Source organism: Halobacillus ihumii (genome assembly GCF_902726645.1).
Taxonomy (GTDB): domain Bacteria; phylum Bacillota; class Bacilli; order Bacillales; family Halobacillaceae; genus Halobacillus_A; species Halobacillus_A ihumii.
The window spans coordinates 2,390,823-2,414,319 of record NZ_CACVAO010000001.1 but is presented as its reverse complement, the minus strand read 5'-3'; the positions used below and the strand labels follow the sequence as shown (position 1 = coordinate 2,414,319).

The following is a 23,497-nucleotide window of genomic DNA, read 5'->3' as shown; positions in this document are numbered from 1 at the left end:
CATGTTTAATAAAAAAATATGTTTATTGTTTAGCTTGTTATTTGTTTTAACTTTCATCACAGCCTGCGGAAGCGGCAATGAGGAAGGTTCATCTGATTCAACGCAAAAAGAGGAAAATGCCAACAAAGAACGTACCCTTGAACATGCATCCGGTAAAGTCACCATCCCCGCTGAGCCTGAAAGAATTATTGCTCCCTACTTAGAAGATTCCTTACTTGCTCTTGGAGTGACTCCTGCTGCTCAATGGTCCATCGGTAACGACGTTCTTGATTACTTGCAGCCACAGCTTGAAGGAGTTCCTAAGATAGCCTGGGATATGCCGCTCGAACAAGTACTTAAACATAACCCGGATCTTCTGATTTTCAGCTCCCCTTCTTCTTTACAAAATGGCAGTTACGAAGATTACAGCCAGATTGCTCCAACTTATGTGTACAAAGAGAAGGTAAGTTCGGACTGGAGAAAACAGCTGAAACGAATGGGAGAAATCTTAGGAAAAGAAGACAAAGCTGAACAAGTCCTTGCTGATTTTGACAAGAAAGTGGAAGAAGCTAAAGCAAGCCTGCAGGAAGCGATTGGAGATGAATCTGTCGCCTTCGTATGGACGATAGGAGACCAGTTTTTTGTTTTTGAAAATAACCGCTATATTGCCGAGGTAGTTTATAACGAAATGGGGATTACCCAACCTGAATTTGTTAAAAACCTGCCTGAAGCCAGCGAACAATGGAAGCCAATATCATTAGAAAAGTTAGGACAGCTTAAGGCAGATCATGTATTTTTAATTGGATCAGAAGGGGAAGCAGGATTAGAAACTCTGAAGAACAGTTCTGTCTGGCAGAGTATTCCTGCTGCTAAGAATGATCAGATTTATGTCATGAACGAGCCGAGTCACTGGACGATTGATGGGGTAATCGCTCATCGTATGTCAATTGACAAAATCGTGGAAACACTGACTAAATAAGGACTAAAAATCGCTGATGGACACGACTGCGGAATTTAGAAACCTCCCTGCATGCTGAAGAGCTCGGGGAGGTTTCTCTCATTTTGAAGAAGGATTAATTTAATACATCCTGATATGCCTCATTCTGCTCCATCACACTTTTTGTAAAAGAACACAATGGGACAATCTTTTTATTCTTCTCACGGGCAAATTGGACAACCCTTTCCACGAGCTTTTCACCATTCCCTTCCTCGCGATGCGCTTCCGAAACAAAGGTATGATCTACAATAAGCTGGTCACTCCCCGAAGGAACAATAGAAATTTCTGCAATACGGTTGCCTTCTTCTTTCATTACAAATTGATCGCCCTCTTTTACAATGTTTCGCATACATCCACCTCTTCTTTATGATTTGTCTAGTTGTTATACCCTTATATTTGCATGATTGAACATCGTCCTTAATATAAATTCCCCTGTTTTTTATTTTTCCTAAATATTGAATTTATAGCATCCGACCTTCTTGACCCACACAAGGTTGTCGAGTTTTTATCATATAGATACACTGATTCATTTTTGTATGATGAATTTCTATAATTCTGATCCCTTCTATGATTTTGAAATAAATGTTATTAAATGAGAAGAAGGTAGTCGAGGAAATAACTCGCTTTCCGTGGGCATACGGTGAGTCTCCTCAGCTTCATTTGGAGCAGCACGAATAGAAAGTGACCTGTCAGTCTTTATTTTTATAAAAGAGTCATTATGAAATTGACTCAAACCAGAAAAATATTCCACTTTCGTGCAAATATCCCTGTATTTTTGTCTGAAAAAATTTATAATTTAAATAGATAAGTAGAAGGAAATAGCTTGGATTAACATGCAAGATGTTAAATCTGGAGGGATCACTTGTGGCAAACGAACAAACTAGATATTCCCGTCTGGCGCAAATTACTAAACTGATTAATACGAATCTTAAGTTAAGAGAAGCGCTGGAACACGTTGTCACAGCGATCTCTGAAGAAATTGTTTCCTGTGACTCTGTTGGAATCTACTTACCTCAAGAGGATGGAACGTACCGAGGATTCGTCGGGAAGCCTGAATTGATTAACGGAATGAGTCTTGATATGCACATCATAGATTTAGAGATGGATCACCTTGCAAAGGAAGTCATTAAGACGAGGGAAGCCATTTATATCCCCGACACCTCAAGGGATTCCAGACCAGACCCCAGGGCGGTTCATGCTTTTAAAATCAAATCATTACTCGTTCTTCCCATGTCTTATGAACAGGAATTGTATGGACTTGTGTTTTTATTTGACTATGGCACTCCCATGAACTTAACAAATTCAGAAATTGAATCGATTGAAGCATATGTCAACATGGCTGCTGTAGCAGTTAGAAACGCAAACAATTTAACTCGTAAAGAAGCACTTATCTCAGATAAACAGCTGCTCCTCAATGTTACCCGCGATCTCTCTCATTGCTCAACGTTACGAGAAGTGATGGATAGATGTTTTGCTTACTTAGGAGAAGTGTTGAATAACTCTAACATAGGTGCTCATTTCCTTGACCCTGTCGCTTCACATCACTTACAACCAACTTCTTTAAGTAAACATAGTGACTGGTCAGAAGAAGAATGGAAGAAAACTCATGAACGTGTGGGAGGTAATTTTCACGAAGACCCCATTTTTAAAGAAGTTGCTAAAACGAAAAAATCGATTATGATACCAAATATTCTCGAGGACTCGAGACCGAATCACGAACTGTGTGTAAGTTTCGGGATTAAAGGATTATATGTGATCCCATTTGTAGCTATGGGCGAGGTACTCGGAATGACAGCCATCGTTAATTTACACCAAGCTGGACAACGCTATTCTAACTCCGCCATGCAGCTAGCAGAATCAATTGTCGATGCGACTGCACCTGTTCTCTCAAACTTATTATATATTGAGAAACAGGAAATGATCATATCAGAACGAACATCTGAACTGACCAGGAAAAACATTGAACTAGAAAATATGATTACGGAAGTAAAACAAATCAGCCGCGAAAAGGAACTTATCTTAAATTCTGCAGGTGAAGGGATCTTCGGCCTTGATTTACAAGGGTCAATTACCTTCTGTAACCCTTCCGCTGCCAAAATCCTCGGATATGGAGACCAGCAGGAACTAATCGGAGTATCGTGCGAGCACATTTTTGACATAAAAGATGGAGATTCGTTTGATTGTTTTCAAGAAAAGAATCTCAATAATAAAGGGAGTAATGAAGAATACTTCCATAGAAAAAATCACTCTAAATTCCCGGTTGAATATGTGATTACACCACAAATCGAACACGACAAAACAGTCGGATATGTGATTACCTTTAAAGACGTAACCAAACGAAAGGAATTGGAAGAAAAGATCAAGTATCACGCGTATTACGATAGTGTCACCAATATACCTAACCGTGTCTTATTCCATGACCGTCTAAATCAGGCCTTAACCTTCGCTGAGTTAAACGAAAGTTCGCTTGGAATTCTATTCTTAGATCTTGATCGCTTCAAGAAAATTAATGATACTTTCGGCCACGCGTTCGGGGACATTGTCCTAAGGAAAGTAGCACAACGTCTTACTACTACTCTTCCCAAAGAGAATACCGTCTCTCGCCAGGGCGGGGATGAATTCATTATCTTACTGCCTAAAGTATCTTCTATTACGGACGCTGAGAACTGTGCTCACGAAATATTGAAAGCCTTTTCAGACCCCTTTTATATAAATGGGCAGGAAATTATCATTAAAACAAGTATTGGTGTTAGTCTCTTCCCACAGAATGGTGTTAATTCTGAACAACTGATCAAGCATGCGGATGTAGCGATGTACAAAGCCAAAGCCCTTTCAGGGGACCGCTTTCAAGTTTATACACCTGATATTGATGGGCGTTCTTTAGAAAGCATTGAGTTGGAAAATGATTTGTATAAAGCATTGAAAAACGAGGAGTTTATTCTGCATTACCAACCAAAAGTCGATACGGTTTCTAACAAAATCATGGGAGTAGAAGCTCTAATCAGATGGCATCGTCCTCACAAAGGTCTCATTTCACCAAGTGAATTTATCCCGTTAGCCGAAGAAACAGGGCTTATTACGCCGATCGGGGAGTGGGTCATTAAGGAAGCCTGTCAGCAAGCTAAACAGTGGCATAACCTCGGGCACACGTCTCTAGAAGTATCCGTAAATTTATCCCCCCAACAATTTAATCAAAATAACCTTGTCCAATTTATTGAACAAACACTGGAGGAAACAGGATTGCCAGCTCATTGCTTAGAACTCGAGCTTACAGAAAATTTAATCATCCATAATACGGACAACACTCTGGCAACTATCCAACAACTAAAAAATTTAGGAATTAAAATTTCAATTGATGATTTTGGTACAGGTTTTTCATCATTGGGATATTTAAAGGATTTCCCTGTAGACACATTAAAAATTGATAAATCTTTCATTGATGATATCTCATCCAATGAAAATAATGCCGCTATCACAAACACGATTATTACCCTGGCAAGAAACCTATCTTTAAAAGTGATTGCCGAAGGTGTGGAAACGCTAGAGCAAGCAGCATTTCTTAACCAACACGGATGCCGCGTTATCCAGGGCTATTATTTTAGCGAACCCCTCCCTGCCAAAACATTTATTCAGACATTCTATCCTAAACCATTTTCAGATTAGAAATGAGGAGATTAACAGTGAAAGCTATACGAAGTGTCTTACATTATCTACAGTCCGGCCAAGTCTCTTATGTATTCGGAATTCCTGCAGGCTCCGTAAACGCCTTTTTTGATGAATTATATGAAATTCCCGCCATCACTCCGATCGTATCTAAACATGAAGGGGCTGCCTCCTACATGGCTTGTGCTTATGCTAAATATTCTAAACAACTTACTGTTTGTATTGGAAGCAGCGGGCCAGGAGGAACCAATCTTATTACAGGAGCTGCGAACGCCATGCGTGAGCATTTGCCAGTTCTCTTTTTAACAGGTGCTGTTCCTGTGAATACAGTCGGGCTAAATGCTTCACAAGAGCTAGATGCAGATCCACTTTATAAACCAGTAACAAAATATAGTGTACGTGTCGATGGTGCTGAAGATTTATTGCCACAGGTGCATAAGGCCTGTGAGATTGCTCTGTCAGGGGTGCCTGGACCGGTCCACGTCGCCTTGCCAATAGATGTACAGATTGAAGATATTCCGGAGGTTTCTATCCCGGATTTCCCTGTGCGCACTCCACTTTTACCGGAATCAAACCAAGTGGACGATGCCATTCAACAGTTATCATCCATTGAGCGCGGGTATATTTTTGCAGGACAGGGAGTTAGGGGTGCTGAATTAGATGTGCTCGAATTGGCTGAACGACTGAAGTGGCCAATCGTTACTTCTCCTCAAGCGATGGGGCTTTTCCCTGATAATCACCATTTACTCAAAGGGGTCTTTGGGTTTGCTGGGCATAATTTAGCCTCGGATCTGATTAATGATGGAGATACAAATGCTGTCATTGTGATTGGATCAAGTCTTGGAGAGACAGCTACAAATAACTGGAACCCTGCTATTACAAAAGATAAGTACACGATTCAAATTGATTTTGACAAGGAGGTTTTCGGTCGAAAGTATTCAGTCGACCTGCCCATACTAGGAGATGTCTCCTTAACCGTTTCAGCGCTTAATAATGGCTTGAAACAAAAAGGATTTGTTAGACATACCTCCCCTACTCAGCCTCATACACCCGAAGCCATCAATGACGAATATAGTACAAAAAATGTCCTGCTTACTCTGCAAAGAAAACTACCCAAGTCAACACGCTACACTATTGATATCGGGGAATTTATGGCTTATGTTATTCATCATATGAGCGTTCTGGATTATGACACTTTCGATATAAATGTTCATTTTGGGGCAATGGGGAGCGGGATAGGAAGCGCGATTGGCGCCAAGTTAGCGGACCCGGAGCGGCCGACCGTAAGCATTACAGGGGATGGTTGTTTCTTCATGCATGGCATGGAGCTGCTCACAGCCAAAGAGTATAATGTTCCCGTCTTGTTTGTGGTCATGAATAACGCGCGGCTTGGGATGGTGCACCATGGGCATGCCTTGCAATATAAACGAGCACACGACCGTTTTGCTCAACAACCTGTCGATCTCTCAGCAATGGCTCAAGCTTTAGGCATACCTAGCTTACGGATAGATGACATGAATGATCTTGATGAAGCTAAGATTAAACAGCTATTAACGGAAAAGGGGCCAGCGCTTTTAGAGGTGGCCTTAGTAGACGACCGCATGCCGCCAATGGGTGATCGTGTAAAATTCCTTTCTTCATTCGGAAAATAAGTTTTTAACCAGGGGGCAGCTAAGATAAGAAATTCTCCATGTCTATTTTTCGAACTTTTGATCATCGGCTTGCTCTCCGCCTTGATAGCGTCTAAGATAGAAGCGAGTGTTACCTGAAAGGAGAATGCATGAATGAAAAAAAAGCTTTTGATCGTAGGCGCTTTTTTGTTAGGCAGTTTCATAACGGGATGTTCAAGCAATCATACAGAAGAATCACAGCATACCTCATCTCCATCGCAATCTGAAACTGAGTCACAACAACATTCCAGCCACATGGTTATGGGGGATAAACGAGTTGAAACACCGAGTTACGAAGTGATGCCGGAATTTTTAAAAAGCAAGCCTGAAAATATGCAGCTTATCTATACATCAGCTTCTCAACATAAAGAATTGCTAGAACAAATGCCATGTTACTGCGGTTGTGGTGAATCTGTCGGTCATAAAAATAATTACGACTGTTTTATACATGAAAACAAAGAAAACGGAGCCATTGTTTGGGACGAACATGGAACAAAATGTGGAGTATGTCTTGAAATTGCCGCTCAAGCTATGATTGACTACCAAAATGGCAAATCGGTGGAGGAAATTCGAGAGGACATCGATGCACAATACAAACAAGGTTATGCCGAACCCACACCGACTCCTGAAATTTAAAAACCCGCCAAAAGCGGGTCTTTTTATGCCGTCTGATCTTGTCCGATCAGACCTTCCATCTGCTTTTTCATATAATTTCTTGCTCGATAGAGTCGTGATTTTACAGCCGAAAGCGATAACTGTAGTTGATCAGCAATGTCAGTCTCCCTATAATAGGAGAAATATTTCATCTTGAAAATCTCCTTCAATTTCGGAGACAAGGTATTCGCTTTTTCCCATACCTCTTCTTCCATTGCCCGCTTCTCACATTCCTCTTCTACGGTTGAATTAAATGAAGCAGCTTCATCTGCCGGCCGTGTCACTTCTTCGATCTCCGTTACAACATACTTTCTCTCTTTTCGCAAAAGATCAATAGCTGTTCGAGTAGCAGTAGTAGACAGCCATGCCCCGATTTTCTCCCCATCTTTAAGCTGGTTAAGATTTCGATAGGCTTTTATAAACGTTTCCTGAAGAACGTCCTCTGCAGATCGTTGTTCCTTTGTCACTCGGTAGGCTGCATAATAGACTCTGTTATAATAGTGCAGATAGATTCCATCAAAATCTTCTTCCATCTTTATGTTTCCTTTCTTCACAATTATTTAAAATGATTCGTAATCCAACCTGGTGCTTCACCTGCTTCTAGATTGGCGATCGTAGAAATTTCATCCTCGCTTTGGTAAAAACCAATCAGGTAACCGTCACCTGCATACACATTTGCGGCAGAAATCACATCAGCAATCTTTTCTTTGTCCGATGTTTCTAAACCATTTTCCCTTAGTAAGATATCAAACGGACTCTCCCCTTTTCTCGCTTCTGAACTCACCCTGAGGACTTCTATTTTATGCACGTCCTTCGCTTGCAGGTACGCATGATCATATAAACCTTCATCCTTAAGCCATTGGTTAAAGTTCGTAAAACTTGTGGAGAGTTGAACGTTATAATGCTCGTATCCTACCCCGATATCCAGACCTGTAGCAAACCTGTTAGGCTTTGTCATATTTCGATAGGATTGGCTTAGGATATCTTTCTTGATTAGCTGTAAGGCACGGGTTACTTCTTCATTGTCAGTAATTCTTACTGGCCCCTCTTCCGACATGGGGGGATGCAGCGTTAACTGATCTACTTTTGAAGGAGCTAATTGAAATACATCATAAGTCATCCGTTTATATTCTTCACTGCTATAGACCTTTTCCATGTAGGGAATTCTTCGTTGTTGTTTCACCTGATATTCACGAAAAACCTTCTCACCATTATTTAATTCATAGGCTAAGAAGATTGTACGTTTTCCCTCTTCCATCGGTTTTGCTGCATCAATTAACTCATCATGCACTCTTCTTACTGCCTCAACGTTGTCTGACCCGTGAATTAGAGGAGCACCTAATTCATGTTTCGTTTGGTAATCGGAATAGCTACTGCCCATGTACACATTCTTAATCTCATCTTTAGCTGGTACAGCTGACTCATATCCCCTGGCAACGATCGGCAAGGCTAAGATGAGAACGACAACTACTGCAGCATAGCTGCCTAATCCTTTCAACTTACGAATATGAAAAACACGCCATGTTTTTTGCAGAAGCATATCAGATAGGACAAAACCAAAGATTGCTCCAATAGCATAGCCGATAAATAACCAAGAGTAGCTTAATTGAGATTCGCTAAAATACATACCTCCAAGGAGCATAAAACAAAAGGTAGTTCCATATTTAAAAGCGGGCCAAAGAGTGAGCACAGCGATTGCCTGGTTACCGTTCTCGATATTACGTTTTTGATAGATTAATAAGGAAGCCACATATAACAAAATAGCTAAGCCAAAATAAACTACTATACTTGTGGAGTCGACAGGCGGACTGACCTCCATACCGATTGGAGCTCTAGGCTGATACATTAAAAAATCTAGAAGAGGCGAATATTTTTCTATAGCCTCTGCCATCGCCTTATCAACAGAAAAACCTTTTACAAAAAGATTCAGATTATAGGAAATTAATCCGTACATACCAGCTGGAAATAATAATTGAACATACGTTAATACACCCTGTACAGCAGATAATCCGGTCAAAGATCCAACAAAAATACTTATTAAAAATAGAAACAGTGAGAATACTGCAAAAACAGAAGCCCAATAGCCTAAATCGCTAAGAGTATAATAGTTTCCTACATCCCATATGAAATAAGAGACAAAAAGAATGGCGCCTGTAATTAAAATCGGAAGAATTAAGAGAAGCGTTCCCGAGATAATATGATAATTAAATAATGAACTTCTTTTAATCGGCAAACTATGAATGAAATCAGCTGATCCCCTGACATGAACGTAACGAAATAGAAAGATGGCCATTAGTACAGGCAGAACAAATAGTAAAATCATTTGAATTCCATACAGGAAAACTGGATCAAATAATCCATTTTCATAATACATCTCTCTACTGTGTTCATTGTTCATGTCCATCACCAATTGAAGAGGCAAGGTGAACAGTAATCCGATTAAGTAGACGATTCCGATCCAGCCGACATTTCTAAAATCTTGTTTGATGACCTCTTTTTTAAACGGTGATGTTTTCGATGGCATATCCTGCACCTCCCAATTCATAAATAAAGATTTCTTCCAGAGTTAGAGGCAGGCGATCGTACAGAACAGGAGAATATTTTTCAATCGTATGGCTTACTTCGGCCTCTTTTCCCTTAACAATAAGAAGGTAGACACTCCCACGTTTCTCATGATATAAAATATCCAGCCTGCGCTTAAGCGGAGCTATGTCGAAGTCTTTAAAGGCAACCTGAACTTTATGGATGTCTGTTTTTAAGTCGTCTAAATCCCTCTGAAGCAACATTTCGCCGTCATGCAAAATGCCTATGTAGTCACAAATATCTTCTACTTCCCGCAGATTATGAGAAGAAATAAGGACTGTCATGGCACGCTCTGCTACATCTTGAATAATTAGACTCTTAATTTTCCTTCTCATCACGGCATCAAGACCATCGAATGGTTCGTCCAGAATTAAAATGTCAGGCATTGCTGACATCGATAACCAAAACACAACCTGTCTCTGCATGCCTTTAGAAAACTGATGTACTTTCTTATTCTCATTCAAATTAAAAACCTTCTTGAGCTGTTCGTAGCGTTCCTCGCTCCAATTTGGATACATTTCCTTATAATAGTTGGCAAGCTGTTTTACATTGTATTGCGGAAAGAAATAAAGAGAATCTGGTATAAAGACGAGTCTGCTTTTCACACGTAAATTCTCGAATACGTCTTCACCAAACATGTGGATTGCACCTGAGTTCTGCTTTAAAATTCCGCTTATTAAACGCATAAGTGTCGTTTTACCGGCACCATTTGAACCAAGAAGCCCATAAATCGATCCTTGTTTCACATGGAAGCTCACGTCGTTCACAACCAAATCTTTTGCAAAAGATTTAGTGATGTTCTTCACTTCAATCATGATCAGGTCCCCCCTTTACTTCATCAACTAATGCCTTTATGTCTTGTACCGTCATACCAAGATATATTGCTTCTGCAAACAGCTTCTTTAGTTCTGCGCGCACTTCCCCTAATTTTTGCTTATCCTTAAATGGAGAAGCAGGATTAACGAAACTCCCTTTCCCTTTAACAGAATAGGTGTATCCCTGTGTTTCGAGTTCTCGATAAGCTTTTTGAATTGTATTAGGATTAATGGTCAGCTGTTGAGCCAGTTCACGAACAGACGGGAGCTTCTCATCTTCCTGTAAAATATCATTAATAATAAGATGTTTTAGTTTTTCTACAAGTTGTTCATAAATGGGTTTACGGCTCCTTATATCTAACTCGAACATAAATACACCTCCTAAATACACCACTGTACTAACTGTATTAATAAACGTAGTACAGTGATAGTATATATAACTAAGTGAAGTTTGAGAAGTATTTTATTTAAAAAAATCGATTTCAGAGTAAAATCCGTAAAAAAACACCTGATCTACTAAAAGATTCAGGTGTTTATGCATTATCTTTATCTGTTGTTGGCAAGTTATAGAACTTTTTAACATATGTATAATCCCCAGCCATTCTGCCAACAGGTGAAAGTCCTCTCCCACAATCACATCACACCCAAATCCTTCCACCTCAGGTCATCCATTTTATGGATGACCTGAGGTGGAAGGATTACCCAAACAGAAAATTGTCACAATTCTGTTTTATTGAATTGAAAATAGGGAATATATGGGCATATCATCTTTAGAGAGGGGCCATTTCCTTGGTTGAAATTTGGAGTTTATTTGAAGCAGCAATAGCAGACGTATCAGCATTTTTATGGACTTATCTTCTATCCATTATTCTCATTTTCGGGGGGATTTTTCTTACTATTCGCTTAAAGTTTTTCCAATTTCGTTTCTTTGGTCACGTACTTCAGCAAACCGTTGGGCAAATTTTTAAGAAGAACAAACATCCCGGAACAATCTCTCCCTTTCAAGCCTTTACATCAGCCTTAGCCTCAACAGCAGGTGCCACAAATATCGTCGGGGTCCCTGTAGCGATTGCCTTAGGAGGACCGGGAGCTCTATTCTGGATGTGGTTTGTGGCATTGATTGGGATGGCCACAAAGTATGCGGAAGTTATGCTCGGGATCAAGTACCGTGAAAAGAATAAGGATAATGTCTGGGTTGGCGGACCGCAATATTACATAAAAAAGGCTCTCGGCTGGAAATGGGTGTCTTCAGCTTTCGCTTTTTTCCTAATGATCGAATTGATCCCTAGCGTTATGGTGCAGTCCAATTCCATTGCGACACAGACAGAAGGTGCTTTTGGCTGGCCCGTGTATATAACTGGATTTGCTATGTGCGCCCTGATCGCACTTGTTGTGTTTGGAGGAATTAAACGAATTGCCAAGGTAACGGATAAAATTGTCCCAGCTATGGTTATCATTTATGTAGGAGTAGCTCTATTCGTTATTTTCGTAAATATTGATCAAATCCCACACGTGTTCAGTTTAATATTTTCTAACGCATTCACCCCTATATCAGCTGTCGGCGGCTTTGCAGGAGCTGGAATTGCAGAAGCACTGCGTTGGGGAGTCGCCCGGGGACTTTACTCTAATGAGGCTGGAATCGGTACTGCCCCCATTGCCCATTCAGCCGCACAAACGGACCATCCTTCTAAACAGGGGTTGTGGGGAATCTTTAGTGTATTTGTCGACACCATTGTAATTTGTACAGTTTCCGGACTTGTGGTTTTAGTAACAGGCGCTTGGAAGGATGTTAGCGCAGCGAATGCATCTAATATGATTAATGTTGCTTTTGCAACTGAATTAGGAGATGTATTTGGCGGTGCTTTCGTGTCCATCTTTCTCTTATTCTTTATTATTACCACAGTAGGCGTGCTGATCTTCTATGGTGAGAAACAGGCCGAGTACTTGTATGGTTTAAAAGCAGCTAAAGTGATGAGACTCGTTTATATTGTATCAGCGTTTATCGGTGCAGTCGGAGGACTTCAATTAATATGGCAATTCCTCGATATTACGCTTGCTTTTGTCGTCTTGGCCAACATTATACCGCTCATTTTCCTCCATAAAGAAATCGTAGCGATTAGTGATGACTATGTAAACAGAGTACTCAAGAAAAAAACAACAGAAAGAAAGGTTAAACTATTCGCAGAAGAAGACTAATAGCTAAAAAAGTAAGAGGCTGCTTCCTCCGTAAAGAGGATCAGCCTCTTTTGCGGTCTATCTTCCAATTCCATCCACCTCAGGTCATCCAGATAATGGATACTCTGAATAATGGATGATAAGAGTGGGTCCTTGATATAACGGGGGGATGTATTTATACTGGAATAACGTTACTTGGGGGTTTGGGGTGAGCTTATATTTATGTTAGATACTCATGCGCGAAAAATGGTTCAGCCTTCCATCGACCATACCGCCACATGGTTGCTGAAGAAAGGGCTGTCAGCCAATCAAATTACGATCCTAGCCTTTATACTGGGGATTTCTACGAGCATTTTGTATATTATGGGGCAGCCTGTTATCGCAGTAGGCTTATTATGGCTCTCTGGATTTCTAGATGCTGTAGACGGTACAATGGCCAGACATACAAAGACCTCCCCATTCGGTACAGTGATGGATATTACTTTTGACCGTGTTGTGGAAGTTTCTATCATTGTTGCTCTTGCTTTCATTCACCCAGAGGTGATGTGGCCGCTCCTTCTATTAAGCGTCTCCATTGTTATCTCTATGACAATTTTCTTAGTGGTGGGGGCAGTTTCGGAAAAAGCAGGGGTGAAATCATTTTATTATCAAGCTGGGCTTGCTGAACGGTCGGAAGGGTTTATCCTATTCAGCATGATGCTATTATTCCCTGGCATTCTATATTGGACGACGTTTGTCTTCTTTGCTGTTGAACTATTCACTGGCGTTCAGCGATTTATGGAAGCCAGGAAGATTTTACGTTAAAAATAGACCTCCATCTAACCTCCAGAGGTCTATTTTTAATATTTCTTACTCGTCTATTTGGTTGCTGATATATTCATTCGGCTCTTCGCCGTTTTTATCATTGTGATTCTTAAATTGGCTCAAGCGGCCATTTCGATGCTCTCCGTGATTCTTGTTTTCTTTAAATTGGTTGTCCACTTTCTTATCTTTATTCTTCATGACTTTGACTCCTTTCTGGTGGCACGATTTGTATTAGCTTTTGATTTTTGTCTCTTCTTTATTCAGCAAGCCCATAATTTGCAAGACACCTTATCCTCCCCCAACAAAATGAACCAGTTCAATTTGGTCGTCGTTTTTCAAGTGAACGATCGGATAGTAATCGCGTTGAATGATCGTTTGATTATATTCAACAACAACCATTCGCCCATCTAATTTGTAAAAGTCGAGAAGGTCAGTCACCGTTACAACTCTTTCCGGGCACTCTAATGATTCACCGTTAACACGTATAGTCATTTGACCCATCCTTTCTTATATTCTTCAAGTATTCCTTGTACATCATCCGCTTCAAGCAAACCTGAAATAACCGCCGCTCCTGCAACTCCTGCCCTTTTTAACTCTGACATATGCCTCGGTTTGATTCCACCAATGGCGATGACGGGCACCTTCACAGCACTTGTCAGTTCATGTAACGCTTGTAACCCCTGTGGCTTTTTGCCCCTTTTTGATAACGTTGGAAAAATGTGACCGAACATCACATAGTCAGCTCCCTCAAATTCAGCTTGCACAGCCTCTTCTATTGAATGTACAGACTTTCCAATTCGCAAGTCAGGGAAGCTCTGCCGGACCTCATATACCCGCACCCCTTGTCCGGAGAGCTGGACGCCACCTGTCCCTAAACTACGGGCCATATCCACTTGGTCATTCACCACAATTTTCCCGGATGCAAACCCTCGTTTCTGCAAATCGTTTATTCCTTCCGCCACAACATCTGCAGGCTTTTGCTTTTCCCTGAAATGAACAAATACATCTTCACCTTGAAGGGGTTCGATGCTGTCGGCAAACTTCTTAACTGGCCAAATACCATTAGAGATCACATGAAATTCCATCTCTACACGATTTGCCAATCTTTCATAACGGGTTGATATCCTTTGGTTTGAAGCAGTTTACGAATCTCCTCTACAGAACGTTCATCGGAAATCTCAAACTGACTTTGAGTGTCCTCTGTTTGAGCATAACCGCCAACCTCAGTCGAGGAGGAAGCTGACATTTTTGTCACCCCTAGTGGAATAAGTGCATTGCGTAATTGAGGAGTTTCACGCGTTGATAGGACAATACCTGCCGTTGGTAAAAATAATCTGAACGCGAGCATAGCTTGGACCATATTTTGATCCGTCACATGAACCTCTGGTTGAAAACTGCCTGCATTCGGCTGAACCCGCGGAAATGACATGCCAATTTCTGTCTCTAAGTATTTATTTTGAAGATAATGCCCATGCAATCCGGCGATATAACTTTCTTTACGCCAATCATCAAGACCAAGCAGAGCTCCGATCGTGACAGACCTCATCCCAGCCTGACATCCTCTCTCAGGTGTATCCAATCGATACTTGTAAAATCGCTTCGGGCCTTTTGTATGCAGGTTGCGATATATCGTTTCATCGTAGGTTTCTTGAAAAACCGTCAGCGTATCAATTCCGCTCGCTGTCAATTTTTCATAATCGTCTCGATCCATCGGCTGAACCTCAAGCCCCACTGAAGAAAAATACTTCTTCAGCACCTTCATAATTTTTGTTAAGTAATCAACAGATGAATGAATACGAGATTCTCCCGAAAGGATAATAATTTGTTCGATCCCCATCGCTGCAATCGCTTGTGCCTCTTCCTCTACTTCTTCCATTGTTAAACGCCTTCTAGGAAAAACGTTATCGACACTGAAACTGCAGTATTTGCATGTGTTAACACAGTAATCAGACACATAGAGCGGCAAAAACAACTGCATCGTATAGCCGAAGTGCTGCAATGTGGCTTGATGTGCTTTCTGAGCCATATCTTCTAAATAACCTTCCGCAGCAGGAGACAGTAAAGTGAAATAATCCAACTCCGTAAGTCTGTCTTTTTGTAAAACCTTTTCGACGTCAGTCGTAGTGACTTCTTCAAACTTTGTGTGAATCGGCTGGTCTTTCAGCTTTTCATATACGTTATAAAAACTCATGATTGATCACCTCCTGTAGGTGTTAAAAATCCGGTCAGCGGCGAGGAGGCATTCGCTTGAATCGATGATGGACCAAGGCCTGTCGTATAAGCCAATCTCCCGGCTCTAACTGCCATATCAAAAGCCTTTGCCATAGCCACGGGGTCCGCCGCCGTTGCTACCGCTGTATTCACAAGGACTGCATCTGCCCCCATTTCCATCGCTTCCGCGGCTTCAGACGGCTTCCCAATCCCTGCATCCACTACAATGGGCACATGAATTTCATCAATCATTATCCGAATCATTTCCTTCATGCGGATTCCTCTATTGGAACCAATTGGAGAACCCAGCGGCATGATGGCTGCTGCTCCGGCCGCTTCCATGCGCTTTGCCGCCATTAAATCAGGACTCATATAAGGCAGGACAACAAACCCTTCGTCCACCAGCATTTCCGTTGCTTTAATCGTTTCCTCATTATCGGGAAGCAGGTATTTTTGATCAGAAATCACCTCGATTTTGACCCAATTGCCCATTCCGCTAGCCTTTCCAAGCCGGGCAATCCGAACTGCTTCTTCAGCTGTCCTTGCTCCTGAAGTGTTCGGCATTAAGGTCGCTTCATCAGGGATATCGCTGACGATATGTTTGCCGGAACCGCTTAAATCCACTCTTCGTATGGCGACTGTCACCACTTGTGAATAAGACTGTTCAATCGCCTTCCGCATCTCACTGTGGTCCGCAAACTTCCCTGTTCCTGTAAATAAACGACTTTCGATTTCTTCCCCTGCGATGATTAACGGATCCTTCATGACATCTCCTCCTCGTTAATTTTTCAAAAGCCCCCAATGGACAGCTAGACAATAAAAAAAGCTCACCCGGCACTAGGGTGAGCTTCGAATTACTTTATGCAATACACGATACATGCAGTTTCCTCGAAAGCTTCCCTACGCTGGTTCTAACCAAAATCAGGTTCAAAGGGTCGGAATTATTCCTCTCAGCCACATGCCTGGCACCCCTAGCTTTTCCTATTCAATTTGTTGAGAATTATTTGAACTCGTACTTAAAGGATAGCAAAACTATTCCAATTTGGGAACAGTCCTCCTTGGATTTTTTTACCTCATCACACTGCCACCGGAAATTTTCATAGACTCACCGATAATGTTACCAGCTGCCTCGGACAACAAAAACACAATCGCATTTGCCACTTCTTCAGCCGTAGATATCCTCCCGGAAGGAATCCCGTCTTCCGCCACCTTTAACTGCTCCTCAAAACTTCGATTATTCCGCTCGCCTTTTGTGGCAATTGAGTCCCTGCCCATATCGGTATCGACATACCCCGGACAAACAGCGTTTACCCGAATGTTGTGGTCTATCGCTTCTACAGCGAAGGATTGAGTGAATCCTGTTATCGCAAACTTCGAGGCACTATAGGCTGTGTTTGCATGCGTACCACGGATTCCTGATAAAGAAGATAAATTGACAATGGCCCCTGCCTTTTGAGGCTTCATTTTTTCATAGACAAGCTGTGTAAAAAGTACAGTAGAAAAGTAATTTAACTCCATCACCCGACGAAGAGCCTGTTCTGTTAAAGTGTCGAGAGTACCACCTCCGACAACGCCTGCAGAATTAACGAGTCCAGTAATCGGCCCGTTCTCCTTCACTGCCTGTTCAACTAAGTGATTTCGATTTTTCTCATCATTAAGTTCAGCAGGATGCACATATACATGTACAGACTCGTTTAACTGTTCACATTCGTCCTTAAGCTCGTTTAAATTCTTCTCTCTCCTGCCAGTAATCGTCACATAGGCCCCAGCTTGAACAGCAGCTTTGGCTGTGGCGCGCCCAATTCCTCCTGTAGCACCAGTAATTAGTATGTGTCCTTTCTTAAGAGCTTCACTTGAAAAAATAGCAGTCACAAATTCCGCCTCCTTTTCAGCTATGTCTTTCAGTACCTTTTTATACGAGTTATGAAACTGTCTATATTGCATTACAATCACGCGAAACCGTACAATAGTCTTATGTTACTAGAAAGGAAGATTTTATGGATCGATCAGTAGGATTTTGGAAGCGCCTTGGTGCTAATGTACTTGATTCCGTCCTTGTAATAACACCAATTGCCATATTAGGTATGATTCTGTTTGGCTGGGATTTCGACAGTTCATACACCGACCTTGTCATCCTTCCCTATTCATTAGTAGTACCCGTTCTTTGGAAGGGATATGTGGTAGGGAAAAGAATTATGGGCATCCGAATTGTGAAAATAGACGGAAGAAATGTTGGGCTCTGGACGATGTTCATGCGTTTAATCGTGGCTGGCCTTGTTTATGTGTTAACACTTGGAATCGGACTCATTGTCAGCGCCTTTATGGTTGGACTCAGAGAAGATAATCGTTCCATCCATGACTTCATCGCAGGCACGTATGTTACGGAAGCAAAACCAGGAGAACTCTAACCTTTAAACAAAAATAAACCTAATTTTCCAACTTTTCGTAAAGCATTGACGTCCTTATACAAGCCTTATAGAATGTGAATAAATCATTTAAAAAATTATTACTAATTCACTCGTATAATATTGGAGATAGGGTCCATAAGTTTCTACCAAACTACCGTAAATGGTTTGACTACGAGGGAGACTGGAGTTTTATGCAATCATTTGGTATAGCCTCCAGTCTCCTTCTCTATGTCAAACCCCGGGGATTCCTGGGGTTTTTTATTTTTAAGGAGAAGATATCCATGAATGCAAACAAAGAAAAATTAACAAAAAGAATTGCAGTTGCCAATAAACAAATTCCTGCCGACATTGTCATTAAAAACGGGCAGATCATCGATGTATTCAACTTGGAAATTATTACAGGCGACCTTGCCATCTCTGATGGAATGTTTGTTGGGGTAGGGGACTATCAGGGACAACAAGTTATCGATGCCAAAAGCCGGTATATTTGCCCTTCATTTATTGATGGGCATGTACATATCGAATCTTCCATGGTAACGCCTTCTGAATTTGCGAAAGTCGTTCTTCCTCATGGTGTCACCACCGTTGTGACAGATCCCCATGAAATAGGGAACGTTTTGGGCAAAGATGGAATTCAGTTTATGCTGAATGATTCTGATCATATCCCGCTCGATGTATTCTTTATGCTCCCCTCATGTGTACCGGCTACCTCAGTCGAAAATTCCGGTGCCGAGTTAACCGCTGCTGACTTGGAACCTTTTTACAACCATAACCGAGTTCTCGGTTTAGCTGAGGTAATGGATTATCCTGCCTTGCAAAACGCCGACGATTCGATCATTGATAAAATCATATCGGCCTCTTCCGATAGCAAGCAAATCGACGGACACTTGGCCGGATTAGATACAAATGCGATAAATGTATATAAATCAGCAGGAATTCAAACCGATCATGAATGCCATACTGCTTCGGAAGCATTAGAACGCCTCAGGCGCGGAATGTACCTATTGATTCGAGAAGGATCCGCTGCTAAGGATTTATCTACACTAATCCCCGTCGTAAATAACAGTAATTTAAGACGCTGCTTGTTTTGTACGGATGATAAACATTTGGATGATTTAGTGGAGGAAGGCAGTATTGACCATAATGTCCGTTTAGCTATTCAACACGGCATTGAACCCCTATCTGCTATTCAAATGGGCTCTTTAAACGCTGCTGAATGTTACAAGTTACAAGATAAAGGAGCGATCGCACCCGGCTATGATGCAGACTTTTTACTCTTGGACGAGTTGGAATCTATTACAATTTCGCAAGTCTATAAATCAGGACAGCTAGTCGCCCATAACGGTGACTATGCGGGCGATTTTCCAGCAAAAGTAATGACAGATCAACCCTTCAAACATAGTGTGCACATTCCTGAATTAAGTCAAAAGGATCTGCAAATTCCGATCGGTCAATCAGGAAAAGCGAATATTATCGAAGTGAACCCCAATCAATTAACGACCAATAAATTAATAGAAAACGTAGATGTTAAAGACGGTTATTTTACCCCTTCAATTGATAGGGACCAACTTAAAATTGTAGTGGTAGAAAGACACAATAATACAGGAAACATCGGGTTAGGGGCCGTAAAGGGATTCGGGTTTAAAACAGGAGCGATCGCAACTACAATCGCCCATGACTCCCATAACATTGTCGCAGCAGGTACAAACGATACAGACATCCTCAAGGCAATTGAAGCTGTGCATGATATTCATGGCGGCTTGGCTATTAGTAAGAACGAGAAAACGATTGCTTCCCTTTCGCTTCCAGTAGCTGGATTAATGTCCGATCGAAACTATCAAGCTGTAAATCAGGAACTCATCGAATTAAAACAAGCCCTGTCCACTTTAGAATTTGCTGGTGACTATGATCCGTTCTTAACTCTTTCGTTCCTTACCCTGCCTGTCATCCCATCATTAAAATTAACGGATTTAGGTCTATTCGATGTAGAAACTTTTCAACACATTCGGGTAGAAATTTAATATGAAATTAATTACCTGGGAGCAACAAAGTTATCCATCTTTTATATAAACTAAAAATCATCATTGGAGGAAACCTATCATGACCCTTTTGAAAAAAAGCACTTATCCTATCTTATTTATTTTGTTAAGTATTCTGCTCATTGGATGCTCGCAACAGGAACAACAGGCAACAGCCGAAACAAATGATTCAGAAAAGCAAACCGATGAAACAATCGTTGGTATTATCGGCCCAATGAAAGAAGAAATTGAAATCTTACATTCCGATATGGAAGTAGAAGAAACGAAAGATATTGCAGGCATGACCTTTTACGAAGGAACATTAAAGGGGCAACATATTGTCCTAGTACAATCAGGTATCGGCAAAGTAAATGCTGCCATGGCTTCTCAGCTGTTAGTCAGTCACTTTCATGCAGATAAACTCATTAATTCCGGAATCTCTGGAGCCATTCATCCCGATGTAGGACTCGGGGACATCGTAATTTCCACCGAAACTGTTCAGCACGACATGGACGAAACCGCAAAAGGTTATGAACCAGGAATTATACCGCGTTTAGACAAAGGATACTTTAAAGCAGATAAAGACCTCATTGCCCTTGCAGAACAAGCTGCGAAAAAGCTGCCGGAGAAGGTCGACGTTTTCAAAGGACTAATCGCCACAGGAGATCAATTTATCGCAAGTGCTGAAAAAAAAGAATGGATTTATGAAACGTTTAACGCCTACGTAGTCGAAATGGAAGGAGCAGCAGTTGGACAAGTAGCCTACCTAAATGATGTTCCCTATATTGTCATTCGCTCTGCTTCAGATGATGCAGGGGAAGAAGCCGTTATGAAATGGGAAGATTTCAAACAACAAGCTATTAACAACTCCTCTTTCATTATCGAAAATATGCTAAAAAATATGGAATAACCAAAAGGCACACTCTCCAAATACAGGGAGTGTGCCTTTCTTAATGATAAATGAACTATCTTAGGAAAACATGATTGCCAATCACTGTCGTTACTTCCTGATTACTCAAGAACTCACTGGTCGCCTTATCAGGATTATAGAAAAATAGAGACTCGTGGTCATATCCTTGATAACCTAGTGCCTCTTCCACCGCACGCTTAGACTCCTCACCTGCCGGCTGATTAATTGTTCCATTTAAGACAGGAGAGAATTGATATCCATCGTAAATAACTCCATATATAGAGTCAGGGTATTTATCACTTGTCACCCTGTTGAGCACGACCGTCGCTACGGCTACCTTACCGGCATAACTTTCTCCTTTAGCCTCAGCTTCTACTAACCTGGCAAGCAAATCTTTCCCATCTTCATCAGGTGTAACAGGCAGTTCCAGCTGCTCACCAGGATAAATTTCGTTTCTTTCGAGATTATTCATAGCTTTAAGCTGGTCTACTGAGATTCCATACTGATTAGAAATGATATATAAAGACTCACCTTTTTGAACGGTATGAGCATTGTTTTGAGCAAAAACTTGGCTTGTAAACGTCAATGAACAGGCGATTGCAATCGTTGCAACCATCATTCGTTTTAACATGATTTACCTCCTTGATGTTTAATCTTTTACAAGTTAACACAGGTCTGGACAGGATATCACTATTAATTATTTCCATTGTTTCCATTTGGCCAGCCTCTCTTGCTTATTACATCAGGATGCTCTCTAGCTTAGGACCTTTTTTTCACCTTCCTAATTTAGTCACACTTAATAAGGTTTAAAGTTTTTCAACAACAGGAATGTGTAGTGAGACAGGTGGTTGAACGAAACTTCCATAAATAAATACTCGAATTCGAGATATTCCTCTTGACGATTTTCAATATGTATTGTAAAGTTACTTACATAAGGTAAGTGATTAGGGGATAATCTCCACACTAAAGAGAACAATAATAAAAACATTGGTATATCCAATAAATAGGAGGAATAAAAGTGGCAACATTAACACTAGATAAAGTACACAGCAGTTTAGATTTTTCAATCAAGCATATGGTGGTTTCTAAAGCTAAGGGTGAATTCCAGGATTTCGATGTTGATTTCAGCGGTGACCTTTCTGACCTTGAATCAGCAAACTTTAAAGTAACAATTCCTGTTACTTCTATTGATACAGGTAATGAAGACCGAGACGGACACCTTAAATCAGGTGATTTCTTTGAAGCTGAGAAATATCCAAACATGGTTTTTCAAAGTAAATCCGTTAAAAAGGTATCCGACGATGAATTCAAAGTAACTGGTGATTTTACCATCAAAGGAACAACTAATGAAGAAACATTTACTGTTGAATACAACGGAACTTCTAAGAGCCCGCTTGACGGAAGCACAGTTGCTGGTTTTGCGGTCGCTGGGAAAGTAAACCGTGAAGCTTATGGTATGACTTATAATGCAGCTGTTGAAACTGGCGGTATGCTTCTTGGTAAAGATGTTAAATTCGAAGGCGACTTTGAGTTTATCGTAGAAGGTTAAAAAATGCGCCCCCCTGGATTATCCTAAGAGAAAATCCAGGGGGTTAATTTTATTATAAGTCCTACACCAACCTAAAAAGCATTAAAATTGACAGCTCCTCACATTTCCACCGTCGCCCCATCTAACCGCTTCACTCCCCTTATTTTCGCCACATCTTCAACTAACTGCAAAACCGCTCTATCCTTCTTCTTTGCCTCAATCATGAAATCTACATCCACTTGTTGTGACTTCAATTCTTTGAGCAACGGTTTAATAAACTCAATATCAACAAAATCTGCATGACTTCGGTAAGCCTTTTCTGATTTTGGTGAGGAAACATGCAGTTTCGGAGGAAAAGGATTTTTTGACCATGTCTGATAGAAGCGCGGCAACAGATCTTCCAACTTTTCCTCCTTCTCATAATTTGCCATATAGTGATGGTAATCAAACATCATCGGAATGTTTTCTTTTTGGCAAATTGCTAGGGTTTCGCTAGTTGTATAGGTTTTATCGTCATTCTCAAGCGTCATTTGCTTTTTAATCCGTGAAGGCAGCTGTTTTAGATTTTCGTGAAACCGTTTTACAGCTGCCGGCTTATCACCATAAGCTCCCCCTACGTGAAGATTTATGTGGGATTCCTTCTCAAGCCCCATCGCTTCCAGCAAAGCATAGTGATACTCCATATCCTTGATTGCATTTGCCGTTACGTGCTCTTTATCACTTGTGAAAAGGGTAAATTGATTGGGATGAAAGCTTGTCCGCATTTGATACTTTTTTACAAGCTCGCCGATTTCCTTATACTCTTCCTGAAAAGGGCTCAGATAATCCCATTGAGCTTCTTCATGGGTAGCAAGGGGTTCGAGTGAAGATGAGAATCGGTATAGATGGATCTGATGAGCAATGTTGTAGTGTAACGCACGTTTCGTATGTTCTAAATTAGCTTTCGTAATGTTCCTAAGCTGCTTGACTCGCTCCTCTTTCCCGAGTTGTTTGTAGCGAGAAAAAGTCATGGTTTTAGATGGACTTGCATCATATAACGCAGTAGCCATCGCCACATATCCAAATCGAATGATCATAATGAG

General features: G+C 41.1%; 23 protein-coding genes and 2 riboswitches. Of the genes, 10 read left to right on the top strand and 13 right to left on the bottom strand.

Annotated features, from left to right (window positions below; translation table 11 throughout):
* The first annotated feature begins 1 nt into the window (after window position 1).
* Entirely contained in the window at window positions 2-958 is a 957-nt protein-coding gene (locus tag G6R08_RS12060; protein WP_163528181.1) for an iron-hydroxamate ABC transporter substrate-binding protein, read from the top strand.
* A 94-nt stretch (window positions 959-1,052) separates the two neighbouring features.
* Here the strand turns inward: G6R08_RS12060 and G6R08_RS12055 are convergent, their stop codons facing one another.
* Entirely contained in the window at window positions 1,053-1,325 is a 273-nt protein-coding gene (locus G6R08_RS12055) for a GNAT family N-acetyltransferase (protein WP_240339703.1), read from the bottom strand.
* A gap of 515 nt (window positions 1,326-1,840) precedes the next feature.
* Between G6R08_RS12055 and G6R08_RS12050 the strand changes: the two genes are divergently transcribed.
* The 3 genes from G6R08_RS12050 to G6R08_RS12040 all read left to right on the top strand — a co-directional run bounded on the left by G6R08_RS12050 (window position 1,841) and on the right by G6R08_RS12040 (window position 6,945).
* Window positions 1,841-4,639 carry a bifunctional diguanylate cyclase/phosphodiesterase gene (locus G6R08_RS12050; protein WP_163528179.1) on the top strand — a complete coding sequence of 933 codons (2,799 nt, stop codon included), beginning with the start codon at window positions 1,841-1,843 and terminating at the stop codon, window positions 4,637-4,639.
* A 17-nt stretch (window positions 4,640-4,656) separates the two neighbouring features.
* Window positions 4,657-6,291 carry a thiamine pyrophosphate-binding protein gene (locus G6R08_RS12045; RefSeq protein WP_205439419.1) on the top strand — a complete coding sequence of 545 codons (1,635 nt, stop codon included), beginning with the start codon at window positions 4,657-4,659 and terminating at the stop codon, window positions 6,289-6,291.
* A 132-nt stretch (window positions 6,292-6,423) separates the two neighbouring features.
* A complete protein-coding gene (locus G6R08_RS12040; RefSeq protein ID WP_163528175.1) occupies window positions 6,424-6,945 on the top strand; it encodes a PCYCGC motif-containing (lipo)protein in 522 nt (173 codons plus the stop codon).
* A gap of 23 nt (window positions 6,946-6,968) precedes the next feature.
* On the opposite strand, the gene G6R08_RS12035 is transcribed toward G6R08_RS12040, so the two are convergent.
* From G6R08_RS12035 to G6R08_RS12020, 4 genes are read right to left on the bottom strand one after another with little or no spacing between them, the layout of a single operon-like run.
* The gene (locus G6R08_RS12035) at window positions 6,969-7,496 is read right to left on the bottom strand and encodes an RNA polymerase sigma factor (RefSeq protein WP_163528174.1); all 528 of its coding nucleotides are present in this window, start codon (window positions 7,494-7,496) and stop codon (window positions 6,969-6,971) included.
* Window positions 7,497-7,519: 23 nt separating this feature from the next.
* Complete coding sequence (locus G6R08_RS12030) at window positions 7,520-9,487, bottom strand: DUF6449 domain-containing protein (protein WP_163528172.1); 1,968 nt, start codon at window positions 9,485-9,487, stop codon at window positions 7,520-7,522.
* Window positions 9,462-10,361 (bottom strand): ABC transporter ATP-binding protein, encoded by a 900-nt coding sequence (locus G6R08_RS12025; RefSeq protein WP_163528170.1) that lies wholly within the window; start codon window positions 10,359-10,361, stop codon window positions 9,462-9,464. Before G6R08_RS12025 ends, G6R08_RS12030 begins: the two co-directional genes overlap by 26 nt.
* Complete coding sequence (locus G6R08_RS12020; RefSeq protein ID WP_163528168.1) at window positions 10,354-10,731, bottom strand: GntR family transcriptional regulator; 378 nt, start codon at window positions 10,729-10,731, stop codon at window positions 10,354-10,356. Before G6R08_RS12020 ends, G6R08_RS12025 begins: the two co-directional genes overlap by 8 nt.
* Before the next feature lie 419 nt (window positions 10,732-11,150).
* On the opposite strand from G6R08_RS12020, the gene G6R08_RS12015 reads away from it, so the two are divergent.
* Both G6R08_RS12015 and G6R08_RS12010 read left to right on the top strand, forming a co-directional pair.
* Window positions 11,151-12,557, top strand: a complete 1,407-nt coding sequence (locus G6R08_RS12015) for an alanine/glycine:cation symporter family protein (protein ID WP_163528166.1) — start codon at window positions 11,151-11,153, stop codon at window positions 12,555-12,557.
* 201 nt (window positions 12,558-12,758) lie between these two features.
* Window positions 12,759-13,340, top strand: coding sequence for a CDP-alcohol phosphatidyltransferase family protein (locus tag G6R08_RS12010; RefSeq protein ID WP_163528164.1), 582 nt, complete (start codon window positions 12,759-12,761; stop codon window positions 13,338-13,340).
* Window positions 13,341-13,385: 45 nt separating this feature from the next.
* Here the strand turns inward: G6R08_RS12010 and G6R08_RS21965 are convergent, their stop codons facing one another.
* The 6 genes from G6R08_RS21965 to G6R08_RS11985 form a co-directional block, all read right to left on the bottom strand.
* A complete protein-coding gene (locus G6R08_RS21965; protein ID WP_205439418.1) occupies window positions 13,386-13,538 on the bottom strand; it encodes a hypothetical protein in 153 nt (50 codons plus the stop codon).
* 90 nt (window positions 13,539-13,628) lie between these two features.
* The gene (gene thiS, locus G6R08_RS12005) at window positions 13,629-13,832 is read right to left on the bottom strand and encodes a sulfur carrier protein ThiS (RefSeq protein ID WP_163528162.1); all 204 of its coding nucleotides are present in this window, start codon (window positions 13,830-13,832) and stop codon (window positions 13,629-13,631) included.
* A complete protein-coding gene (locus tag G6R08_RS12000) occupies window positions 13,829-14,413 on the bottom strand; it encodes a thiamine phosphate synthase (protein WP_163528160.1) in 585 nt (194 codons plus the stop codon). The genes thiS and G6R08_RS12000 overlap by 4 nt, the downstream gene beginning before the upstream one ends.
* A gap of 14 nt (window positions 14,414-14,427) precedes the next feature.
* Window positions 14,428-15,531, bottom strand: coding sequence for a 2-iminoacetate synthase ThiH (thiH, locus tag G6R08_RS11995; RefSeq protein WP_163528158.1), 1,104 nt, complete (start codon window positions 15,529-15,531; stop codon window positions 14,428-14,430).
* Entirely contained in the window at window positions 15,528-16,316 is a 789-nt protein-coding gene (locus G6R08_RS11990) for a thiazole synthase (protein WP_163528156.1), read from the bottom strand. Before G6R08_RS11990 ends, thiH begins: the two co-directional genes overlap by 4 nt.
* A gap of 115 nt (window positions 16,317-16,431) precedes the next feature.
* Window positions 16,432-16,534, bottom strand: a riboswitch (TPP riboswitch).
* 85 nt (window positions 16,535-16,619) lie between these two features.
* Window positions 16,620-17,423: an SDR family NAD(P)-dependent oxidoreductase gene (locus G6R08_RS11985; protein ID WP_240339702.1), complete on the bottom strand. Its 804-nt coding sequence runs from the start codon at window positions 17,421-17,423 to the stop codon at window positions 16,620-16,622.
* Window positions 17,424-17,548: 125 nt separating this feature from the next.
* On the opposite strand from G6R08_RS11985, the gene G6R08_RS11980 reads away from it, so the two are divergent.
* The 3 genes from G6R08_RS11980 to G6R08_RS11970 all read left to right on the top strand — a co-directional run bounded on the left by G6R08_RS11980 (window position 17,549) and on the right by G6R08_RS11970 (window position 20,887).
* Window positions 17,549-17,959 carry an RDD family protein gene (locus G6R08_RS11980; RefSeq protein ID WP_163528153.1) on the top strand — a complete coding sequence of 137 codons (411 nt, stop codon included), beginning with the start codon at window positions 17,549-17,551 and terminating at the stop codon, window positions 17,957-17,959.
* A gap of 90 nt (window positions 17,960-18,049) precedes the next feature.
* A riboswitch (purine riboswitch) is annotated at window positions 18,050-18,151 on the top strand.
* 89 nt (window positions 18,152-18,240) lie between these two features.
* A complete protein-coding gene (gene ade, locus G6R08_RS11975; protein WP_163528151.1) occupies window positions 18,241-19,980 on the top strand; it encodes an adenine deaminase in 1,740 nt (579 codons plus the stop codon).
* 79 nt (window positions 19,981-20,059) lie between these two features.
* On the top strand, window positions 20,060-20,887 hold the full coding sequence (locus tag G6R08_RS11970; RefSeq protein WP_163528149.1) for a 5'-methylthioadenosine/adenosylhomocysteine nucleosidase: 828 nt from the start codon (window positions 20,060-20,062) through the stop codon (window positions 20,885-20,887).
* A 55-nt stretch (window positions 20,888-20,942) separates the two neighbouring features.
* Here G6R08_RS11970 and G6R08_RS11965 read toward each other — a convergent pair whose 3' ends face one another.
* Complete coding sequence (locus G6R08_RS11965) at window positions 20,943-21,518, bottom strand: cell wall hydrolase (protein ID WP_163528148.1); 576 nt, start codon at window positions 21,516-21,518, stop codon at window positions 20,943-20,945.
* A gap of 387 nt (window positions 21,519-21,905) precedes the next feature.
* Between G6R08_RS11965 and G6R08_RS11960 the strand changes: the two genes are divergently transcribed.
* Window positions 21,906-22,436 carry a YceI family protein gene (locus G6R08_RS11960; protein WP_163528146.1) on the top strand — a complete coding sequence of 177 codons (531 nt, stop codon included), beginning with the start codon at window positions 21,906-21,908 and terminating at the stop codon, window positions 22,434-22,436.
* 98 nt (window positions 22,437-22,534) lie between these two features.
* On the opposite strand, the gene uvsE is transcribed toward G6R08_RS11960, so the two are convergent.
* Window positions 22,535-23,491, bottom strand: a complete 957-nt coding sequence (gene uvsE, locus G6R08_RS11955; RefSeq protein WP_163528144.1) for a UV DNA damage repair endonuclease UvsE — start codon at window positions 23,489-23,491, stop codon at window positions 22,535-22,537.
* Window positions 23,492-23,497: the final 6 nt, after the last annotated feature.